13 protein-coding genes and 4 pseudogenes are annotated in these 13,909 nt (G+C 69.6%); 12 read left to right on the top strand and 5 right to left on the bottom strand.

The genetic code is table 11. The annotated features are described in order from the left end of the window. Positions 1 to 369: pseudogene (locus VR44_RS19710) on the top strand (hypothetical protein); the annotation flags it as partial. 437 nt (positions 370 to 806) lie between these two features. Here the strand turns inward: VR44_RS19710 and VR44_RS19705 are convergent. Continuing rightward, on the bottom strand, positions 807 to 1,679 hold the full coding sequence (locus tag VR44_RS19705) for a hypothetical protein (RefSeq protein WP_045948862.1): 873 nt from the start codon (positions 1,677 to 1,679) through the stop codon (positions 807 to 809). Positions 1,680 to 1,703: 24 nt separating this feature from the next. Next, positions 1,704 to 2,201, bottom strand: coding sequence for a hypothetical protein (locus tag VR44_RS19700; protein ID WP_045948861.1), 498 nt, complete (start codon positions 2,199 to 2,201; stop codon positions 1,704 to 1,706). A 464-nt stretch (positions 2,202 to 2,665) separates the two neighbouring features. On the opposite strand from VR44_RS19700, the pseudogene VR44_RS49175 reads away from it, so the two are divergent. From VR44_RS49175 to VR44_RS19690, 3 genes and pseudogenes are all read left to right on the top strand, one after another. Further along, positions 2,666 to 2,746 (top strand): annotated as a pseudogene (locus tag VR44_RS49175) (DUF4158 domain-containing protein); the annotation flags it as partial. A 381-nt stretch (positions 2,747 to 3,127) separates the two neighbouring features. Continuing rightward, a pseudogene (locus VR44_RS19695) lies at positions 3,128 to 4,300 on the top strand (IS701 family transposase). A gap of 154 nt (positions 4,301 to 4,454) precedes the next feature. Beyond that, on the top strand, positions 4,455 to 5,546 hold the full coding sequence (locus VR44_RS19690) for an IS630 family transposase (RefSeq protein ID WP_045948860.1): 1,092 nt from the start codon (positions 4,455 to 4,457) through the stop codon (positions 5,544 to 5,546). Here the strand turns inward: VR44_RS19690 and VR44_RS19685 are convergent. Further along, a complete protein-coding gene (locus VR44_RS19685) occupies positions 5,543 to 6,388 on the bottom strand; it encodes a DUF6183 family protein (RefSeq protein WP_052713721.1) in 846 nt (281 codons plus the stop codon). The two genes, VR44_RS19690 and VR44_RS19685, sit on opposite strands and share 4 nt — an antisense overlap. A gap of 630 nt (positions 6,389 to 7,018) precedes the next feature. Between VR44_RS19685 and VR44_RS42755 the strand changes: the two are divergent. After that, positions 7,019 to 7,733: pseudogene (locus VR44_RS42755) on the top strand (glycosyltransferase family 2 protein); the annotation flags it as partial. Between the two features lie 65 nt (positions 7,734 to 7,798). Here VR44_RS42755 and VR44_RS19675 read toward each other — a convergent pair. Beyond that, entirely contained in the window at positions 7,799 to 8,614 is an 816-nt protein-coding gene (locus VR44_RS19675) for a sulfite exporter TauE/SafE family protein (protein ID WP_045948859.1), read from the bottom strand. A gap of 101 nt (positions 8,615 to 8,715) precedes the next feature. Between VR44_RS19675 and VR44_RS19670 the strand changes: the two genes are divergently transcribed. The 4 genes from VR44_RS19670 to VR44_RS19655 all read left to right on the top strand — a co-directional run bounded on the left by VR44_RS19670 (position 8,716) and on the right by VR44_RS19655 (position 11,416). Then, positions 8,716 to 8,964, top strand: a complete 249-nt coding sequence (locus VR44_RS19670) for a hypothetical protein (protein WP_045948858.1) — start codon at positions 8,716 to 8,718, stop codon at positions 8,962 to 8,964. A gap of 290 nt (positions 8,965 to 9,254) precedes the next feature. Then, on the top strand, positions 9,255 to 9,449 hold the full coding sequence (locus tag VR44_RS45165) for a hypothetical protein (protein ID WP_157880364.1): 195 nt from the start codon (positions 9,255 to 9,257) through the stop codon (positions 9,447 to 9,449). 169 nt (positions 9,450 to 9,618) lie between these two features. Further along, positions 9,619 to 10,409 (top strand): IS5 family transposase gene (locus VR44_RS42750; RefSeq protein WP_425424518.1). Its coding sequence is split into 2 segments (ribosomal slippage): positions 9,619 to 9,955 and positions 9,955 to 10,409, totalling 792 coding nucleotides; the frame shifts between segments, so codons are not numbered across the junction. A 749-nt stretch (positions 10,410 to 11,158) separates the two neighbouring features. Continuing rightward, positions 11,159 to 11,416: a hypothetical protein gene (locus VR44_RS19655; protein ID WP_052713720.1), complete on the top strand. Its 258-nt coding sequence runs from the start codon at positions 11,159 to 11,161 to the stop codon at positions 11,414 to 11,416. Positions 11,417 to 11,584: 168 nt separating this feature from the next. On the opposite strand, the gene VR44_RS19650 is transcribed toward VR44_RS19655, so the two are convergent. Next, a complete protein-coding gene (locus VR44_RS19650; protein WP_045948855.1) occupies positions 11,585 to 11,965 on the bottom strand; it encodes a hypothetical protein in 381 nt (126 codons plus the stop codon). 309 nt (positions 11,966 to 12,274) lie between these two features. Here VR44_RS19650 and VR44_RS45160 point away from each other — a divergent pair, with 309 nt between their 5' ends. The 3 genes from VR44_RS45160 (at position 12,275) to VR44_RS19640 (ending at position 13,768) form a co-directional block, all read left to right on the top strand. Then, a complete protein-coding gene (locus tag VR44_RS45160) occupies positions 12,275 to 12,439 on the top strand; it encodes a hypothetical protein (protein WP_157880363.1) in 165 nt (54 codons plus the stop codon). Further along, positions 12,436 to 13,191, top strand: a complete 756-nt coding sequence (locus VR44_RS19645) for an RNA polymerase sigma factor (RefSeq protein ID WP_045948854.1) — start codon at positions 12,436 to 12,438, stop codon at positions 13,189 to 13,191. Before VR44_RS45160 ends, VR44_RS19645 begins: the two co-directional genes overlap by 4 nt. Positions 13,192 to 13,462: 271 nt before the next feature. Beyond that, positions 13,463 to 13,768, top strand: a complete 306-nt coding sequence (locus tag VR44_RS19640) for a hypothetical protein (RefSeq protein WP_045948853.1) — start codon at positions 13,463 to 13,465, stop codon at positions 13,766 to 13,768. Positions 13,769 to 13,909: the final 141 nt, after the last annotated feature.

Here is a 13,909-nt window from a genome sequence, read left to right as displayed (position 1 = left end):
GCCTATGCCTGGTCGAAGATCGTCGCTCCGGCCGAAGGCGGCGAAGAGCCGGAGAACGGCGAAGACCCGGGGGACCCGGGGAACGGCGAAGACCCTGAGGAAGGGCGGGGCCCCGGGAACGACCCCGACCGGGGGAACGGAAACGGGGACGCCCATGCCCCGGGCGGCGCCCCCGCAGGCCCGAACGGCGGGAGCGAGGTCGTCGTCCCCGTGCACATTCCGGGCGGCAAGGGCCGGCTTGCCGAGACCGGGGCCGACGCCCGGGACACCGGCCGGCTGCTCGGTATCGCCGCGCTGGTGACCGCCGCCGGGGGCGGGCTGATCATCGGAACCGGCAGGCACCGACGCCGACGCCGGCCGTCCGCCTGAGGGGAACAGCTCGTTCCTTGACATCGGGCTTGATCATCAACGTCTGGCAGGTCGCTTGCTCCGGTGATCGCCGGACACTGCCGGGCGAGCTCCGTGAAGATCGGCTCCAGCCCCGGACGCGGAAACGTCCTTTCGCTGCCGTGGTGCTGTGCGCCGATGGTGGGCGTGAGCCGCCTGGTGATGGTCACTCACATCCCTTCAACGCCGCGGCCACGGCCCAGGGCACCCAAGATGCGGGCCGGTCCTGCCGGCTGCCGCGGCGACCAGGCGGCCCCGGCACAGCGACCGGCTGGCGGGCTGCGCAGTTCCTTGGGCGGGCCCGCCGGAGCAGACGATGACTCGCCGACCGTGGAGTTCGGCGAGCCCGGTCGGGTGCCCGTCGAAGATACGGGCCACTGGGTCGTCACGCGGACGCAGCCTGGGATCCCGCGTGCGCTTCAGCCCGGGCTGAGGGCGACGCGGACCGTGTCGTTCGCCGGGACGATCAGGACGCTGCCGCCCCTCGTCGCCCAGTCCTCCGGGATGAGGAACATCCGGCCGTTCGCCTCCGCGAGGAGCCGGAGGCCCTCGTAGCGGAAGCGGAAACGCTGGGGCGTGCCGGACGGGGGGAGGCGGGTCTCGCGGACCTGGCCCGGTGGGAAGTAGAGGCGCTCGACCGTGTCGAGGGTCACGGCGGGGCGCAGCCACAGGTGGTGGGCCAGGTAGCGGGCGTCGTCGTCGCCGTGTTCCTTCGCGTAGGCGTGGGCCGCCCAGAACGAGCACAGGCCGACCAGCGCGACAACGAGGGCGAGCGCCAGCCGTTCGCGGGCCACCGGATAGGCGGCGTCGGCGAGCCTGAAGGCGAGGACCCGGCCGTACACGATCAGCACCAGGCCGCTGCCAAGGAGCAGCGGGGTGTCCATCGCTCCGGCCTCCCACGCGCCGAAGCCGCCGAGCATGCCGACGACGAAGAGGACCGCGCCGCCGGCGGAGAGCAGATAGGGCGTCAAGCGCAGCCATGGCGGCCCCGGGGTTCCGCGGCTTCCCACGGTGCGTGCCGCGTAGTAGACGAGGACGCCGGCCAGGGCGACGGTGAGCGCCGTGCCGGCGGGGATGTACAGCGCGCCGGCGCTGCGCAGGGCGTAGTCCTGGGTGGAGAAGCCGAGGGTGGCGGCGTCAACGCCGAAGTGCTCGTAGAGGGCGTCGGTGTAGGCATAGCCGAAGTAGAGCAGCAGGGCGCCGATGAAGGTGGTGGGGGCCACCAGGGTGGCGAGCGTGACCACCCAGTTCCGCCAGGGGCGGATTCCGGTGCCGACATCCCCTTCGGCCATGCGGTCCCCTTCGCGCGGGCGGGCTCAGCCGACGTCTTCGGAGGAGTCGGTGTCGGGCGGGGTGGAGTCGGGGTTCGGGTTCGGCTCCGGTGGGCTGGAGTCCGGGCTCGGCGACACGCCGCCCCCGAGGTCGATCGTGTCCGTGCCCTCGTCGGTTACGCCGCCGCCGTTGCTCAGGGTCGAGCAGATCAGACGTGGGTGGTCGGCCGGTACGTCCGAGGGGAGACTGAAGGAGGCTTCGGCCGAGTCGCCCGGGGCCACCGTGACCGACTGGCTCGCCGGGCTGGCCGGCCTTTCCGGCTCGTCGGGGGTGCAGTCCGTGACGGTGACCGTACCCGTGTAGGTCTCGGCCGACGGGTTCTCCACGGTCTTGATGAAGAGATCCGGCCAGTGCCCGGAGAAGCCGTCGGACAGGCGCCCTGCACGGCTGAAGCCACCCTTGTCCTTCTCCCGTTCCTTTCGCTCCCGCTCGCGTCGCTGCTCGTCCGTCTCGTGTTCGTTCCCCGAGGGAGTCGCGGTCACCTCCGGCGAATCGTCCGGCTCGGGTGACGAGCCGCCACCGGAACAGCCTGTCAGCAGTGTGGCCGCCGCCGCGCAGAGCAGTACGCCCGCGAGAGCGGCGCCGCTCGGTCGATGGCGGCGACGGGTGCTCCAGCCGTGCATGACTTCTCCGATCCGGGTGCCTCCTGCGGCTCCTACGGCTCCTACGGCTCGACAGGAGGCTAGGACAGGGACATATCGGAAGAAAACCGCCGTTCGGGTAGCGAAACCGGAAGGCTCCCGTTCGCCCTGTCGCCTGGGTCAGCGGGCACCACCGTGAGGTGGTACGTCGTGCCGGCCCAGAAGCCGTCTGCTGTCGCGCCCTTGATCTTCGAGGACGCACTGGCCCGGGAGGAGCGGGGCGAGGGCGGACCAGAGGCCGAGGTGACCGGCAGGCGGGTACGGTCCGCCGCGTGCCGATGAGTTTCTGACGGATGAGCAGGCCGCGCGGTAGTCACAACCGTCTGGGCTTCGCGCTGCAGACACGCACGGTCCGGTACCTGGGGCTCTTCTTGGAGGACCCTCTGGGCGCTGTCTGCACTTCGCATACGACCCGATCTGGGAGGGGGCGCAGGGGAGGGCGGCCGCGGGGGTGGGGGCCACGGGCGTAGTCATGGGTGGTTCCTTCCGGGTGTTGGCAGTGCTGGCAGGAACGTTTCGGCGCCGGGCATTCCCTTGCTGGTCCGTTTGGTGGTGGCGAGGGTGGCGGGTCGCGGTGCGCCGGGGCCGTAGCGGGCAGACGGTCGGCGACGGCTTCGACGGCTCGCGCGCGGTTGTCGCCGGCGTCGAGGGAGAGCTGCTGCGGGGCGTGGTCTAGTAGTGCTTTGTTAGCTGGTCTTGTCACGGTTGGTATTCGGTAGTTCGCTGCTTGTACGAGGGCGGGTGAGCTTGCTGCGTGTCGGGTTCGGTTGGAGTTGTTCGCCTCCGAGGTGTTCGCGCCGCTGGTCCGGCGGGACCAGCGGGCCAAGGGCAGCCTGTATCTGCGGGGTCTGCTGCTGGAGGGCCGGCGGAAGTCGATGCAGCCGATGGCGGAGCGTCTGGGTGTCGATCACCAGCAGTTGCAGCAGTTCATGACCTCGTCGACCTGGCCGGTCGATCAGGTGCGGGCCCGGCTGGCATGGCGGGCCGTGCAGGTGATGCGTCCGCAGGTGTGGGTGGTGGACGACACTGGCTTCCCCAAGGACGGCACCGCTTCGCCCGGGGTGGCCCGCCAGTACTCGGGCACCCTGGGCAAGGTCGGCAACTGCCAGATCGGCGTCAGCGTCCACGCCGCCTCCGACACCGCCTCGTGCCCGCTGTCCTGGCGCCTTTGCCTGCCCCAGAGCTGGGACAGGGCCGAGGCCGCCGGGCGGCGCACGGCATGCCGCATCCCCGAAACCGAACACCACCGTCCCAAGTGGCAGCCGGCCTCGGACATGCTCGACGAACTCGCAGGGACCGGACTGAGGCCCGCCACGCTGGTCACGGACACCGGATACGGCGCGAACGCTGCCTTCCGCCACGGCCTGGAAGAACGCGGACTGGCCTAGGTCCTCCAGGCGAAAGCCGAGATGACCGCGCACGGGCAGGACGCGGAACCGCACCAGCCCGCATACGGCGGGCTCGGGCCGCGTCCGCTGCCGCGTTACCGCACCCGCCCACTCTCCTTACGCGAACACGTGATGGCCGCGGGTCGGGACCGGGGAGTGACGCTGACCTGGCGCAAGGGCTCCAAGGCCGCGCCGAGCTCGCACTTTGTGCTCCTGCGCGTCCGCCTCGCCGGTCGGCGGCCCAAACCCGCCGCCGACGGCACGATCCCGGCGTGCTGGCTGATCGCCCAGTGGCCGGAGGGACACGACGAGCCGGTCAAATACTGGATCTCGAACCTGCCCGATGACATCCCCGCCGAGGACCTGGTCCGTCTGGCGAAGTCCCGCTGGCGGATCGAGCACGACTACCGCGAGCTGAAATCCGCTCTGGGCCTGGACCACGTCGAGGGCCACTCGTTCACCGGCTGGCACCGGCACGTCACCCTCGTCACCGCCGCCCACCTGTTCCTGACCGAACAGCGGAGCAGCCCAACAGCCCCTGCCAGGGCCTGACCCTCTACCAGGCCCTGGACCTCCTCCAACACCTCATCGCCACCTGGACCGGAACCTGCCCCAACTGCCGACAGACCACCCCATAGCAGCCCTACGACACCAACTAACAAAGCCCTACTAGTGACCTGAGTCAGAGATTCGTCGTTAGTCGGGCATGAGTCGTCCGGGTCCGAAGATTCCGCCGTTGTCGGTCACTGATGCCCAGCGGGCGGTGCTGGAGGGTTGGTTACGTCGTCGGACGACGGCTCAGGCTCTGGCCCAGCGGTCGCGGATCGTGTTGGAGTGCGCCGAAGGCCACTCGGTCATGGAGGTGTCGCGGCGGCTGCGGATCGCTCCGGACACGGTCCGCACCTGGCGGCGTCGCTTCATCGAGCGGGGCCTGGACGGCTTGTGTGATGACCCGCGGCCGGGTGTCCCACGGAAGATCACCGACGCTGACGTCGAGCGGGTCATCGTCAAGACGCTTGAGGAGACACCGAAGAACGCGACCCACTGGTCGACCAGGTCGATGGCCGCGGCCACGGGGATGTCGCAGTCGAGCATCTCGCGGATCTGGCGGGCGTTCGCCCTGGCGCCGCACCGGTCGCAGACGTTCAAGCTGTCCACGGACCCGCTGTTCATCGACAAGGTCCGCGACGTCGTCGGTCTGTATCTCGACCCGCCGGAGAAGGCCCTGGTCCTTTGTGTGGACGAGAAGTCGCAGATTCAGGCCCTGGACCGGTCCCAGCCGGTCCTGCCGATGGTGCCCGGCGTCCCCGAACGCCGCAGCCACGACTATGTCCGGGCCGGCACCACCACCCTCTTCGCCGCCCTCGAGGTCGCCACCGGCAAGGTCATCGGCTCTCTCCACCGCCGCCACCGAGCGGCGGAGTTCAAGAAGTTCCTCGCGAAGCTGGACAAGGAAGTCCCGGCTGATCTGCAGGTGCATCTGATCCTGGACAACTACGCGACCCACAAGACGCCCGACATCAAGCGGTGGCTGCTGGCCCACCCACGGTTCCATCTGCACTTCACGCCGACCAGCGCGTCCTGGCTGAACCTCGTCGAGCGGTGGTTCGCCGAGCTGACTCAGAAGAAGCTCAAGCGCGGCGTCCACCGCTCGGTCCGGGCCCTCGAACGCGACATCCGGGCCTGGCTCGCCGACTGGAACGAGAACCCCAGGCCGTTCATCTGGACGAAGACCGCCGACGAGATCCTCGACAAAGTCGCCGCCTACTGCCGACGAATCTCTGACTCAGGTCACTAGTCGGTGTCCGTGGCCGCCAGGACGGCGAGGCGCAGCCCGTCCGGGGAGAGGGCCGCGATGCCGTAGTCGTCGCCGTCGTTGTGGAAGAACTCGGAGTCGGTCTGGAAGTGGAACCAGGTGTACTGCTCGGCGAGGTGTTCCACCTCGCCCGCGCTCGCGTGGAACGGGAGGCCGCACAGGCCCGCGAGTGAGCGCCATGCCTGCAGCCGGCCCCAGGCCCCGTACCTGCCGGAGTTGTAGAAGCCCCCCATGGAAGCGGTGGCGAAGAGCAGGGACCAGATGTCGCCCACGGGGCGGGCGGCTATCTCGTAGCGGCCGGCGGGGCCGAGGTCCGCGACGCACTCCATCGGCAGGGTGGGGAGCAGGTCGGGCACCTGGGCTGGGGCAATGGGCTGGTCGGGCCGGAAGACCCAGGCCTCGGCGTAGCCCCAGTTCCCTTCGGCGGCGGTGACGATGAGCTCGTGCTCGTCCACCGTCACGGAGTTGATCAGCGGTGATCTGCCGCTCGGCCGGGGGGTTGGCGGATCCATACGGCCGTGCCCCGGCAGGCCGCTCTTCACTCCGCTGGACGAGCCGTGCACGGAATGGCGCGTGAAGTCGGGTTCGGTCTCCAGGGGGCGGCGGCGGTCGGGGAGCCAGGACAGGGGATGCAGCCCGCTGGGGCGCAGGGCCGGGAACTCGTCCGGGTCCACACCGCGCAACAGCAACTCGTGGAACAGGCAGGTCCGCAGCTCGCGGAGCCAGTGCTCCTCGGGGGCGTCGGCGAACACCGTCCGCGCGAGGACTGCCGCCTGCTGGTGCTGGGCGAGCATCGTCGCCATGAGCGGCAGTTCGAGCCCCATGGATCCGCTGGCGGCTTCCTGTTCGCCCAGGAGCTGGAGGTAGGGAGAGGTCGGTTCCGTGTATCCGGGCGGCGTGGGCGGCGGCCGCGTAGCGGGTGGTGAGGTACGACCCCAGCTCCCGCAGATGGATGATGTCACCGGCCACGGCGCGCTGGAGGACGTCATCGCGTGCGATGTACTTGGGCTCACTGATTATTGTCGGATCGTCCGCCTCGTCGTTCACGGTACGACAGCCTAGAGCCTCGCTTGTAGAGGGCATCGGTCCTGGACGCACTCGGCCGCTCAAGCGCCGAACGCGCCGTGGCAGAACAGTGCGTCATGGGCCAGGCCGACCTCCACCGCCACCCCGGTCCGGACAGGCACCAGCTGGACCCCGCGAGAACATCGCGGAAGTTCACCCGTCACCAGGCTGCGGGTGTCTTCACCGCCCGCAGCTGTGTACGCGGTCAGCGCCTACCCGCAGGTGCACGCCGCCGGCTCCTGGCGGTGGCACCAGCTGTCGCAGACGCCCTGCACGTCTCACCGGAGGTCGCCGTGACGGCGTTCGCCACCTCCGGCGCGGCATCCGCCAACGACACCACCCACCAGGGTTGTGGGCCACGTGCAGAACGTGAGAGGGAGGGCACTTCTGTGAGCACAGGCGCAACACGACGTCCCACGATCGGTGCCGTCGTCGTGACGATGAACGACCGTCCCGAGGACTTCCCCCGCGCGATGGCCTCCCTCCTCGCCCAGGAGGAGGTCGACCTCGACATCGTCGTGATCGGAAACGGCTGCGTCCCCGAACAGGTCCCTGAAGGCGTCCGCACCATCGACCTCCCCGAGAACGTGGGCATCCCCGAAGGCCGCAACATCGGCGCCGCCGACGCCAAGGGGGAGTACCTGATCTTCCTCGACGACGACGCCCTGCTCCCTGCCCCCGACACCCTCGCGCGGCCGGTCGCTGAGTTCCGCAAGGACCCCCACCTCGCACCGTGATGGCCGAAGGCGTGGTGATGGTCCGCCGCGACACCTACGAGCGCGCCGGCGGATGGCCGGGGCACTTCTCTCTTCCACGAAGCGGTGGAGCCCGCCTGGAGGCTCTGGGACCTCGGCGGACACGGCCGATACGTCCCGGCCACCGATCCGGCACGGCACGACACCTTCTGCAGGCTCAGCGCCCGCAACCGCGTCCCGCTCAACATCGCCACGTGGCTACTCATCGCCCTGTGGCGAACCCGTGACCGCAAGGCCCTGCGCGTCAGCCTCGCGGGCTTCCGCGAAGGTCTCGCCGGCAGCCAGGGTGCCCGGCGCCCCATGTCGTGGAAGACCGTAGCCAGGCTGGGCGGGAAGACCGCCGGTCTTCCAGGTACAGAAAATCCCGGCGCGATTGATCACGGTGTTGAGGCGGGGTGCTCAACGCTGCTGGAGTCAGTGGTGGCGGGCGAGCTTGACCGCTGAGATGAGCAGGATCACGGCCAGCGCGGGGATGAGGACCAGGTCCGGGAACACGCCGAGGAGTAGTCCGCCAAGGACCGCCCCGGCGATGGAGCCGGCGGCCATGGTTGCGGTGAAGCGGAGGTTGGCGCCGAGGACGGCGAAGCTGCCGTCGCGGCTGTAGCGGGCGAAGGCGACCAGCATGGTCGGCAGGGAGACCAGCAGGGAGAGGCTTCCGGCAGTCTTGATGTCCTCGCCGAACAGCAACACGATCGTCGGGATGAGCAGCTCGCCTCCGGCGACTCCCATGATTGCGGCGACGACCCCGATGCCGAGTCCCGCCGCAACGCCGGCGGGGATCTGGGCCCAGAGAGGCAGCGCGAGGGTGTCCAGAGTGGTGACGTGGGTGAGGACCAGGGCGGCGGCCATGAGGACCATCAGGACGGCCAGCACCCTGTAGAGGGTGGTGCTGCGCATGCGGACTGCCCAGGATGCTCCGGCCCAGGCGCCGAGGAGGCTGCCGGCCAGCAGGTTGACCGCGACGGGCCAGCGGGCGGCGACCTCGCCGGCCGGGACCGCGGCGAGGCGGGCGGGCAGCGCGACCAGGACCACGACGAGGCTCATCGCCTTGTTCAGGATGACGGCCGAGAGCGCGGCGAAGCCGAAGAGGCCGATCAGCAGCGGCAGGCGGAATTCGGCGCCGCCCAGTCCGATCATCCCGCCCAGGGTGCCGATGGCCGCTCCCGCGCCGAACACCACAGGTGCCGGGTGCGGCCGCTGGAGGGGATGGAGGGTCTGATCCGTGGTCATGACGGGCATCTTCGCTGGTGGCGGTATCTGCCTGCTATGCCGCGACCCCTCTTTCAGGCAAAGGCACCGTGGGAACCTCTCACGGTTCGTTCGGACCTCTGATGGTCTTCGGTCGGTTCCACCCGCGTCGCTTCCGCCGCAACCACTTCACTCCGGTGCCCGAGGTCGACTCGCTGGCCGAGCTGAACGAACTCGTCGACCAGTGGGACCTTCACGACAGGCGGCGCCGGCTCGGTTCGCGGCAGTGGACCATCGACGAGTATTTCGAGGTCGAGCGGCCGCTGCTGACGCCGCTGCCGGAGGAGCCTTTCGAGACGGGCCGGCTGTTCACTCCGAGGGTCGACCGCTAGAGCCAGATCGCGGTCCGCGCGAACCGCTACCCGGGCGGTCGGGCGCCGCAGTCGCTGACCAAGGCCGAGCTGTATGAGAAGGCCACCAAGGCCGGCATCCGCGGCCGGTCCGGCATGAGCCACGACGAGCTCGCCGACGCCCTTTCGGCAGACAAGGGCGGCTGATGACCTGCCTACACCGCAGGCGCAGCCCCCGGCACCGGGAGACGCGCAAGGCGGGTCCGGACCCTCTTCAAGGTCACCCTGGTGGCAGCCGTGACACCTTCCGGGGCAGGGTCGTTCATCAGGGCATGATCAAGCGCATTGTGACCACAGCCCTTGTCGCTGGTGCTGCTGCCGCGGCTGCCGCCACGCCGGCCATGGCAGCGGAACCCGCCCCCGACGCGGCCGCGAGTTCCACCAACCACAGCACTCTCGGCAATGATGAATGGTTGCTGGTCGGCAATTCCCTCTGGTCCGCGGATGGGAGCGTCGAGTTCAAGTAGCAGGGGGACGGAAAGGTTGCGATCTATTGAGGCGGGGAGTCCCGGTGACAGAACACCAAAGAACAGCGGTATGACGTTAAGAGGTCCTAACAGAAGCCGTTGATCATGTGACTTTCGGCCCCGGGTGGTCGTTGGCCTGGCTGTGGGGAAGCGTCAGTCGAGGCCGTGGATCGTGTCGGATGAACTGTGGTCGCTGATCGAGCCGTTGTTGCCCGAGCCGGCACCGAAGCGGGCGGAGGGGCGCCCGCGGGTGCCGGACCGGCAGGCGCTCTGCGGGATCCTGTTTGTCCTGCATACCGGGATTCAGTGGGAGTACCTGCCGCAGGAGCTGGGCTTCGGCTCGGGCATGACCTGCTGGAGGCGTCTGGCCGCGTGGAACGAGGCGGGCGTTTGGGACCAGCTGCACCTGATGCTGCTGAAGAAGCTGCGGGTCGCGAAGAAGCTGGACTGGTCGCGGGCGGTGATCGACTCCTCCCACGTCCGGGCCGCTCGGCGGGGCCCAAAAGCGGTCCCAGCCCGGTCGACCGTGCACGGTCGGGCAGCAAGCACCACCTGATCGTCGACGGACAGGGCGTCCCACTCGCCGTGTCACTGACCGGCGGGAACCGCAACGACGTCACCCAACTGATGCCACTGCTGCGGAAGATCCCGCCGGTCACCGGCCTCGTCGGCCGGCCACGCAGACGGCCCGACACACTCCTGGCCGACCGCGGCTACGACCACGACAAGTACAGGCGCCTGGTCTGGGCGACCGGGGTCAAACCCGTGATCGCCCGCCGAGGAATCCCGCACGGGTCCGGCCTCGGCGTCCACCGGTGGGTCGTGGAACGAACCATCGCCTGGTTGCACGGCTTCCGCCGACTCCGCATCCGATGGGAACGTCGAGACGACATCCATGAGGCCTTCCTCGGCCTCGCCACCTGCCTCATCACCCACCGCCACGTCCAACGCCTTTGTTAGGACCTCTAAGGGGTGATTGGCAGACTGAGCGCCTGCTCCATCCCTGGTCGAGGCCGGCGGCGCTACCCTCGGAGTAGAGCCCTCCCAGCCGCATTCGCGGCCGTCAATGCGGAGTCCGGGACCGGTTGGTGGCGGGGAACGGCGCACCTTGCACAGCAGGCTCATCGACACCAAGGCTTCCGTTCGGGGAGCGGTCACCGTGACCGCTCCCCGAACGCGTCTCGCGGCTGGAATCGGGCCCCTACCTGCGACAACGGGGATATGGAACAAGCAGCCGGTGGTGAGCTGCCCCAGGATGCGGCGAGAGGCGCGAAGTTCCTGCCAGTCAGGAATGTGGTTGCAAGGGTGCCCGGCTGACGCCGAGGATCCTGGCGATTGGCGATCGAGTTCTAGGCGTCCAGGCGACGCCCAAGGCCGATGCTCGCTCGTTCAGAGAAGTGACCAGACCGAAGGAGATCGCTCCGGACCAGATGGGACGCACCGCCACCTCCGCTCGCGTGCCCCTCCCCTCCCAGCCTCCCACCGGGGCCGCCACGGTGCGGCTCCCCGGACGGCCGGATCGGGCTGCATGGGTGACTGAGCGGAGCGCCGGATTCCATCCATGACTCGAACAGAGTTACGATAGCGGAGGGGCTGACTCCGGCGCCGGATCCTTCCCGGACGACCTGCTCAAGCTGCAGGAGCGCCTGTACCGCGCCTACGCCGAGCACCGCGCCCTCCTCGCGGCCCTGCCGTGGAGCGTGGAGCCCATGGCGGGCTGGGCGCGCGGTGAGCGCTACCCCCACCGGGGCGATGTTCCCGACAGCCCGGGCTGGAGCACGGAGGAGAAGGAGACCGTCAACCGAATCCAGAGCGAGCTCGGCGAGCTGGCCATCGCCGTCGGAGAACACCCCTACTGGGCTACCGTCCCGGTGGAGAAGCGGGTCGCCGCCCGGATGGACCTGAAGAAGCAGACTCGACCGGCAGACGAGCCTGCCGGCGAGCCCGCCACGGCCGAGGCGGCGTAGACGGTGCCCGGCCCCGACCCGCTCCTGCCGCTACCTCCGCAGCTGGACGACGGCTCCCTCCGTTCTGGCGTGCCCGCTGTGTCGGCCTGACAGCAAGCTCGGTCTGCTGGACCGCTGACGCTGTCCTTCCTGGGCAAGCCGTGGAGCTGAGTGCCGGCCCCGGTTGGTTCAGTCCTCGTCGTTTCGGATGATGCCGCCCGGCACGTGCGGGTCGAATCGGCCGACGCGCATGGCCTCGATGCACTGCAGGACACGGGCGAAGGACGTCAGCCCGTACGTGATGTAGCGCGTAGGCGAGTCCGCGAGGACGTCTTCATGCTCGATCGGAACGCCGCCCATGATTGCCCAGTACGTGTCGCGCACCTCGTGCTCGGGGTGAGCCCCGATCCACGCCATCTCGACGTCCGACGCGAACTCCTTGGCGGCCGTGCAGGTGTACTGGTCCCATCCCTCGACGGGCTTGGTCGGGTCGAGCGCCGCGATCGCGCGTACCTGCTCGATGCAGCGTTCATAGATGCGGGACAGCTCGGCGTTCAGATCTTGGCTCATCAGGTTTCTCCCTCTCCCCCGCCGGACCGTCCGGCGACGGGTGAACCCTGCCCGAGGTCGCGGGGGAACAGTCGCGTCGTCTTGATCCAGTGGCCCCAGGGGATGGAATTGGTCGTAGGCGGCTTCAGGCGGGCCGGTACGCAGGGTGCCCGGGCTGAGTCGAGCAACCTGCGGGCCAGGACCTGACGCTCGAAAAGATCTTGACCTGGACGCTAAACGCCCTGGGCCGCGCGCGCCACCAACTGGTATCCGCCGAGGTGCCCTGACCGGGATCCGCCGATGGCGGGACGCACTGGAAGGTACGCCGCCATGATGGATCCCGTGACGCTGATGCTGATCAGCACCGCGCCCGCGGTGCTGAAGGTCGCCGACGCCCTCGCCCAGAGCATGCTGCTGCGCGCCCGCGCCGAACTGGCCCGGGCCAAGGTCGCCCCGCGCGCCGAGGACGGCAAGCCCGCCGGAGGCGCCCAGTGATCGACGAGAGCTGCTGTGCCGAGTGCGGCGCCACGGCCACGATGTCCTTCGAGACGGCCTACACGCTGTACCACCGTCCGCTGATCCGGTCAGTCCGCCGGCGGGCCATCGCCTGGGGACTGACCGAGCAGGACGTCGACATCGAGGCGCTCGTCCAGGACACCTTTGAGCAGGCCCTGCACACCTGGCACACCATCCGAGTCCCCCGCGCCTGGCTCTACACCGTGGCCCGGCGCCGCCTCGCCCGCCACGCCTCCGCAGCCGACCGGCGGGCCGACGGGGATCCAGCGGCCCACACCGAACAGGGAACCGTCAGCTGGACCAGCATCGCCCCGTCCGCCACAACCGAGGACCTCATCGCCGCGCGAGAGGTCACCAGGCTCATCCAGCTGATGCCCCAACAGCGCCGACAGGAAGTCGCCTACCTCCGCTACATCGAGGAGTGGGGCTTCAACGAGATCGCCGAGCAGCTCGGCTGCTGCCCGGCGACCGCCCGTGTCCACGCTCTCAACGCACGGGGCTACATCGGCGGCCGTGTCGGCGCGCCCCGCCCCGCCCCCGCTCTGTCGGCTGGTCGGCGCAGTGGCCTCCGGCTCTACGGGCTGGTGGCTCTGTTCGTGCTCGGCGGCGTGCTCGCCGCGGGCTTCCTCGGCGGCTGGCCCTGGGCGCTGGCCGCTGCCGGCGGCGCAGCGGCCGGTGCACTGGCGGTCTGGGCGTGGGACGCCTGGCAGGAGGGCCGTTTTTGGTACTGAAGGTCGGTGGGGCTGCCCCGGACTGCTGCGGACCGGGGCGGCCCCACCAGCAGTGCGCTCCGCCGAGGTAATCCTCTCAACAGGGGGGCGAAATTGGTCGTTTACCCCGCGGGAGATCCGATCCGTTGAGCCGGCCAAATGGCGCAATCCAGGGCAAGATTGGGTCGCGATCCATTGGAATCCATTCCGTACGTGCGCCCCCCTATTTCGCCTTTCTGGGGTGTTCATCGGACACCGAGCCAGCCCGGGTCGGCCGAACCAGGGAGACTCCATGGCCTTACCGCGCTACGTCCTCACCCCGACCTACCTCACCGACGGCGTCTTCGGCTGGCAGCTCAGCCGGCAAGGCAAGTTCCTGGGCTGCCACGAGGGCTTCACCGAGAAGTACGACCGTGACGTCGAGGCGGCGATGGACTGGGCGGAGCAGATCATCGGCACCCGGCAGGACTGGCGGCACACCCGCGTCGGCAACCCGGAGCGGTGCATCGCCACCGGCGGCGACCACGCGACGGTCGGCGACGACGTCCTGCGCTCCCTGGAGCCCGGCACGCCGACCCCTGCCACCTCTCCCCGGTGATGCGCGCCACCGGCTGCCAGCTGCGGCGCCACGTCCTGCGGCTGCCGGACGGCTGGATCAAGCACACCAGCGTGAAGGAAGGCCGCAAGGCGTTCGCGCTGCCGGGCCTCCCCGCGGCCTCACCGACCGCGAGCGGACAGG

The organism is Streptomyces katrae (genome assembly GCF_000966975.1).
GTDB classification, from domain to species: Bacteria; Actinomycetota; Actinomycetes; order Streptomycetales; family Streptomycetaceae; genus Streptomyces; species Streptomyces katrae.
This window is presented reverse-complemented; position numbering and strand designations above follow the sequence as displayed.

What these genes read in the sequence shown, in the direction of transcription:
- VR44_RS19685 (WP_052713721.1), bottom strand. Translation starts at nt 6,388, where the DNA reads ATGGGGCTCGAACTGCCGCTCATGGCGACGATGCTCGCCCAGCACCAG.
- VR44_RS19690 (WP_045948860.1), top strand. Translation starts at nt 4,455, where the DNA reads ATGAGTCGTCCGGGTCCGAAGATTCCGCCGTTGTCGGTCACTGATGCC.
- VR44_RS19655 (WP_052713720.1), top strand. Translation starts at nt 11,159, where the DNA reads ATGGCGGGCTGGGCGCGCGGTGAGCGCTACCCCCACCGGGGCGATGTT.
- VR44_RS19640 (WP_045948853.1), top strand. Translation starts at nt 13,463, where the DNA reads ATGGCCTTACCGCGCTACGTCCTCACCCCGACCTACCTCACCGACGGC.
- VR44_RS19705 (WP_045948862.1), bottom strand. Translation starts at nt 1,679, where the DNA reads ATGGCCGAAGGGGATGTCGGCACCGGAATCCGCCCCTGGCGGAACTGG.
- VR44_RS19675 (WP_045948859.1), bottom strand. Translation starts at nt 8,614, where the DNA reads ATGACCACGGATCAGACCCTCCATCCCCTCCAGCGGCCGCACCCGGCA.
- VR44_RS45160 (WP_157880363.1), top strand. Translation starts at nt 12,275, where the DNA reads ATGATGGATCCCGTGACGCTGATGCTGATCAGCACCGCGCCCGCGGTG.
- VR44_RS45165 (WP_157880364.1), top strand. Translation starts at nt 9,255, where the DNA reads ATGATCAAGCGCATTGTGACCACAGCCCTTGTCGCTGGTGCTGCTGCC.
- VR44_RS19650 (WP_045948855.1), bottom strand. Translation starts at nt 11,965, where the DNA reads ATGAGCCAAGATCTGAACGCCGAGCTGTCCCGCATCTATGAACGCTGC.
- VR44_RS19670 (WP_045948858.1), top strand. Translation starts at nt 8,716, where the DNA reads ATGGTCTTCGGTCGGTTCCACCCGCGTCGCTTCCGCCGCAACCACTTC.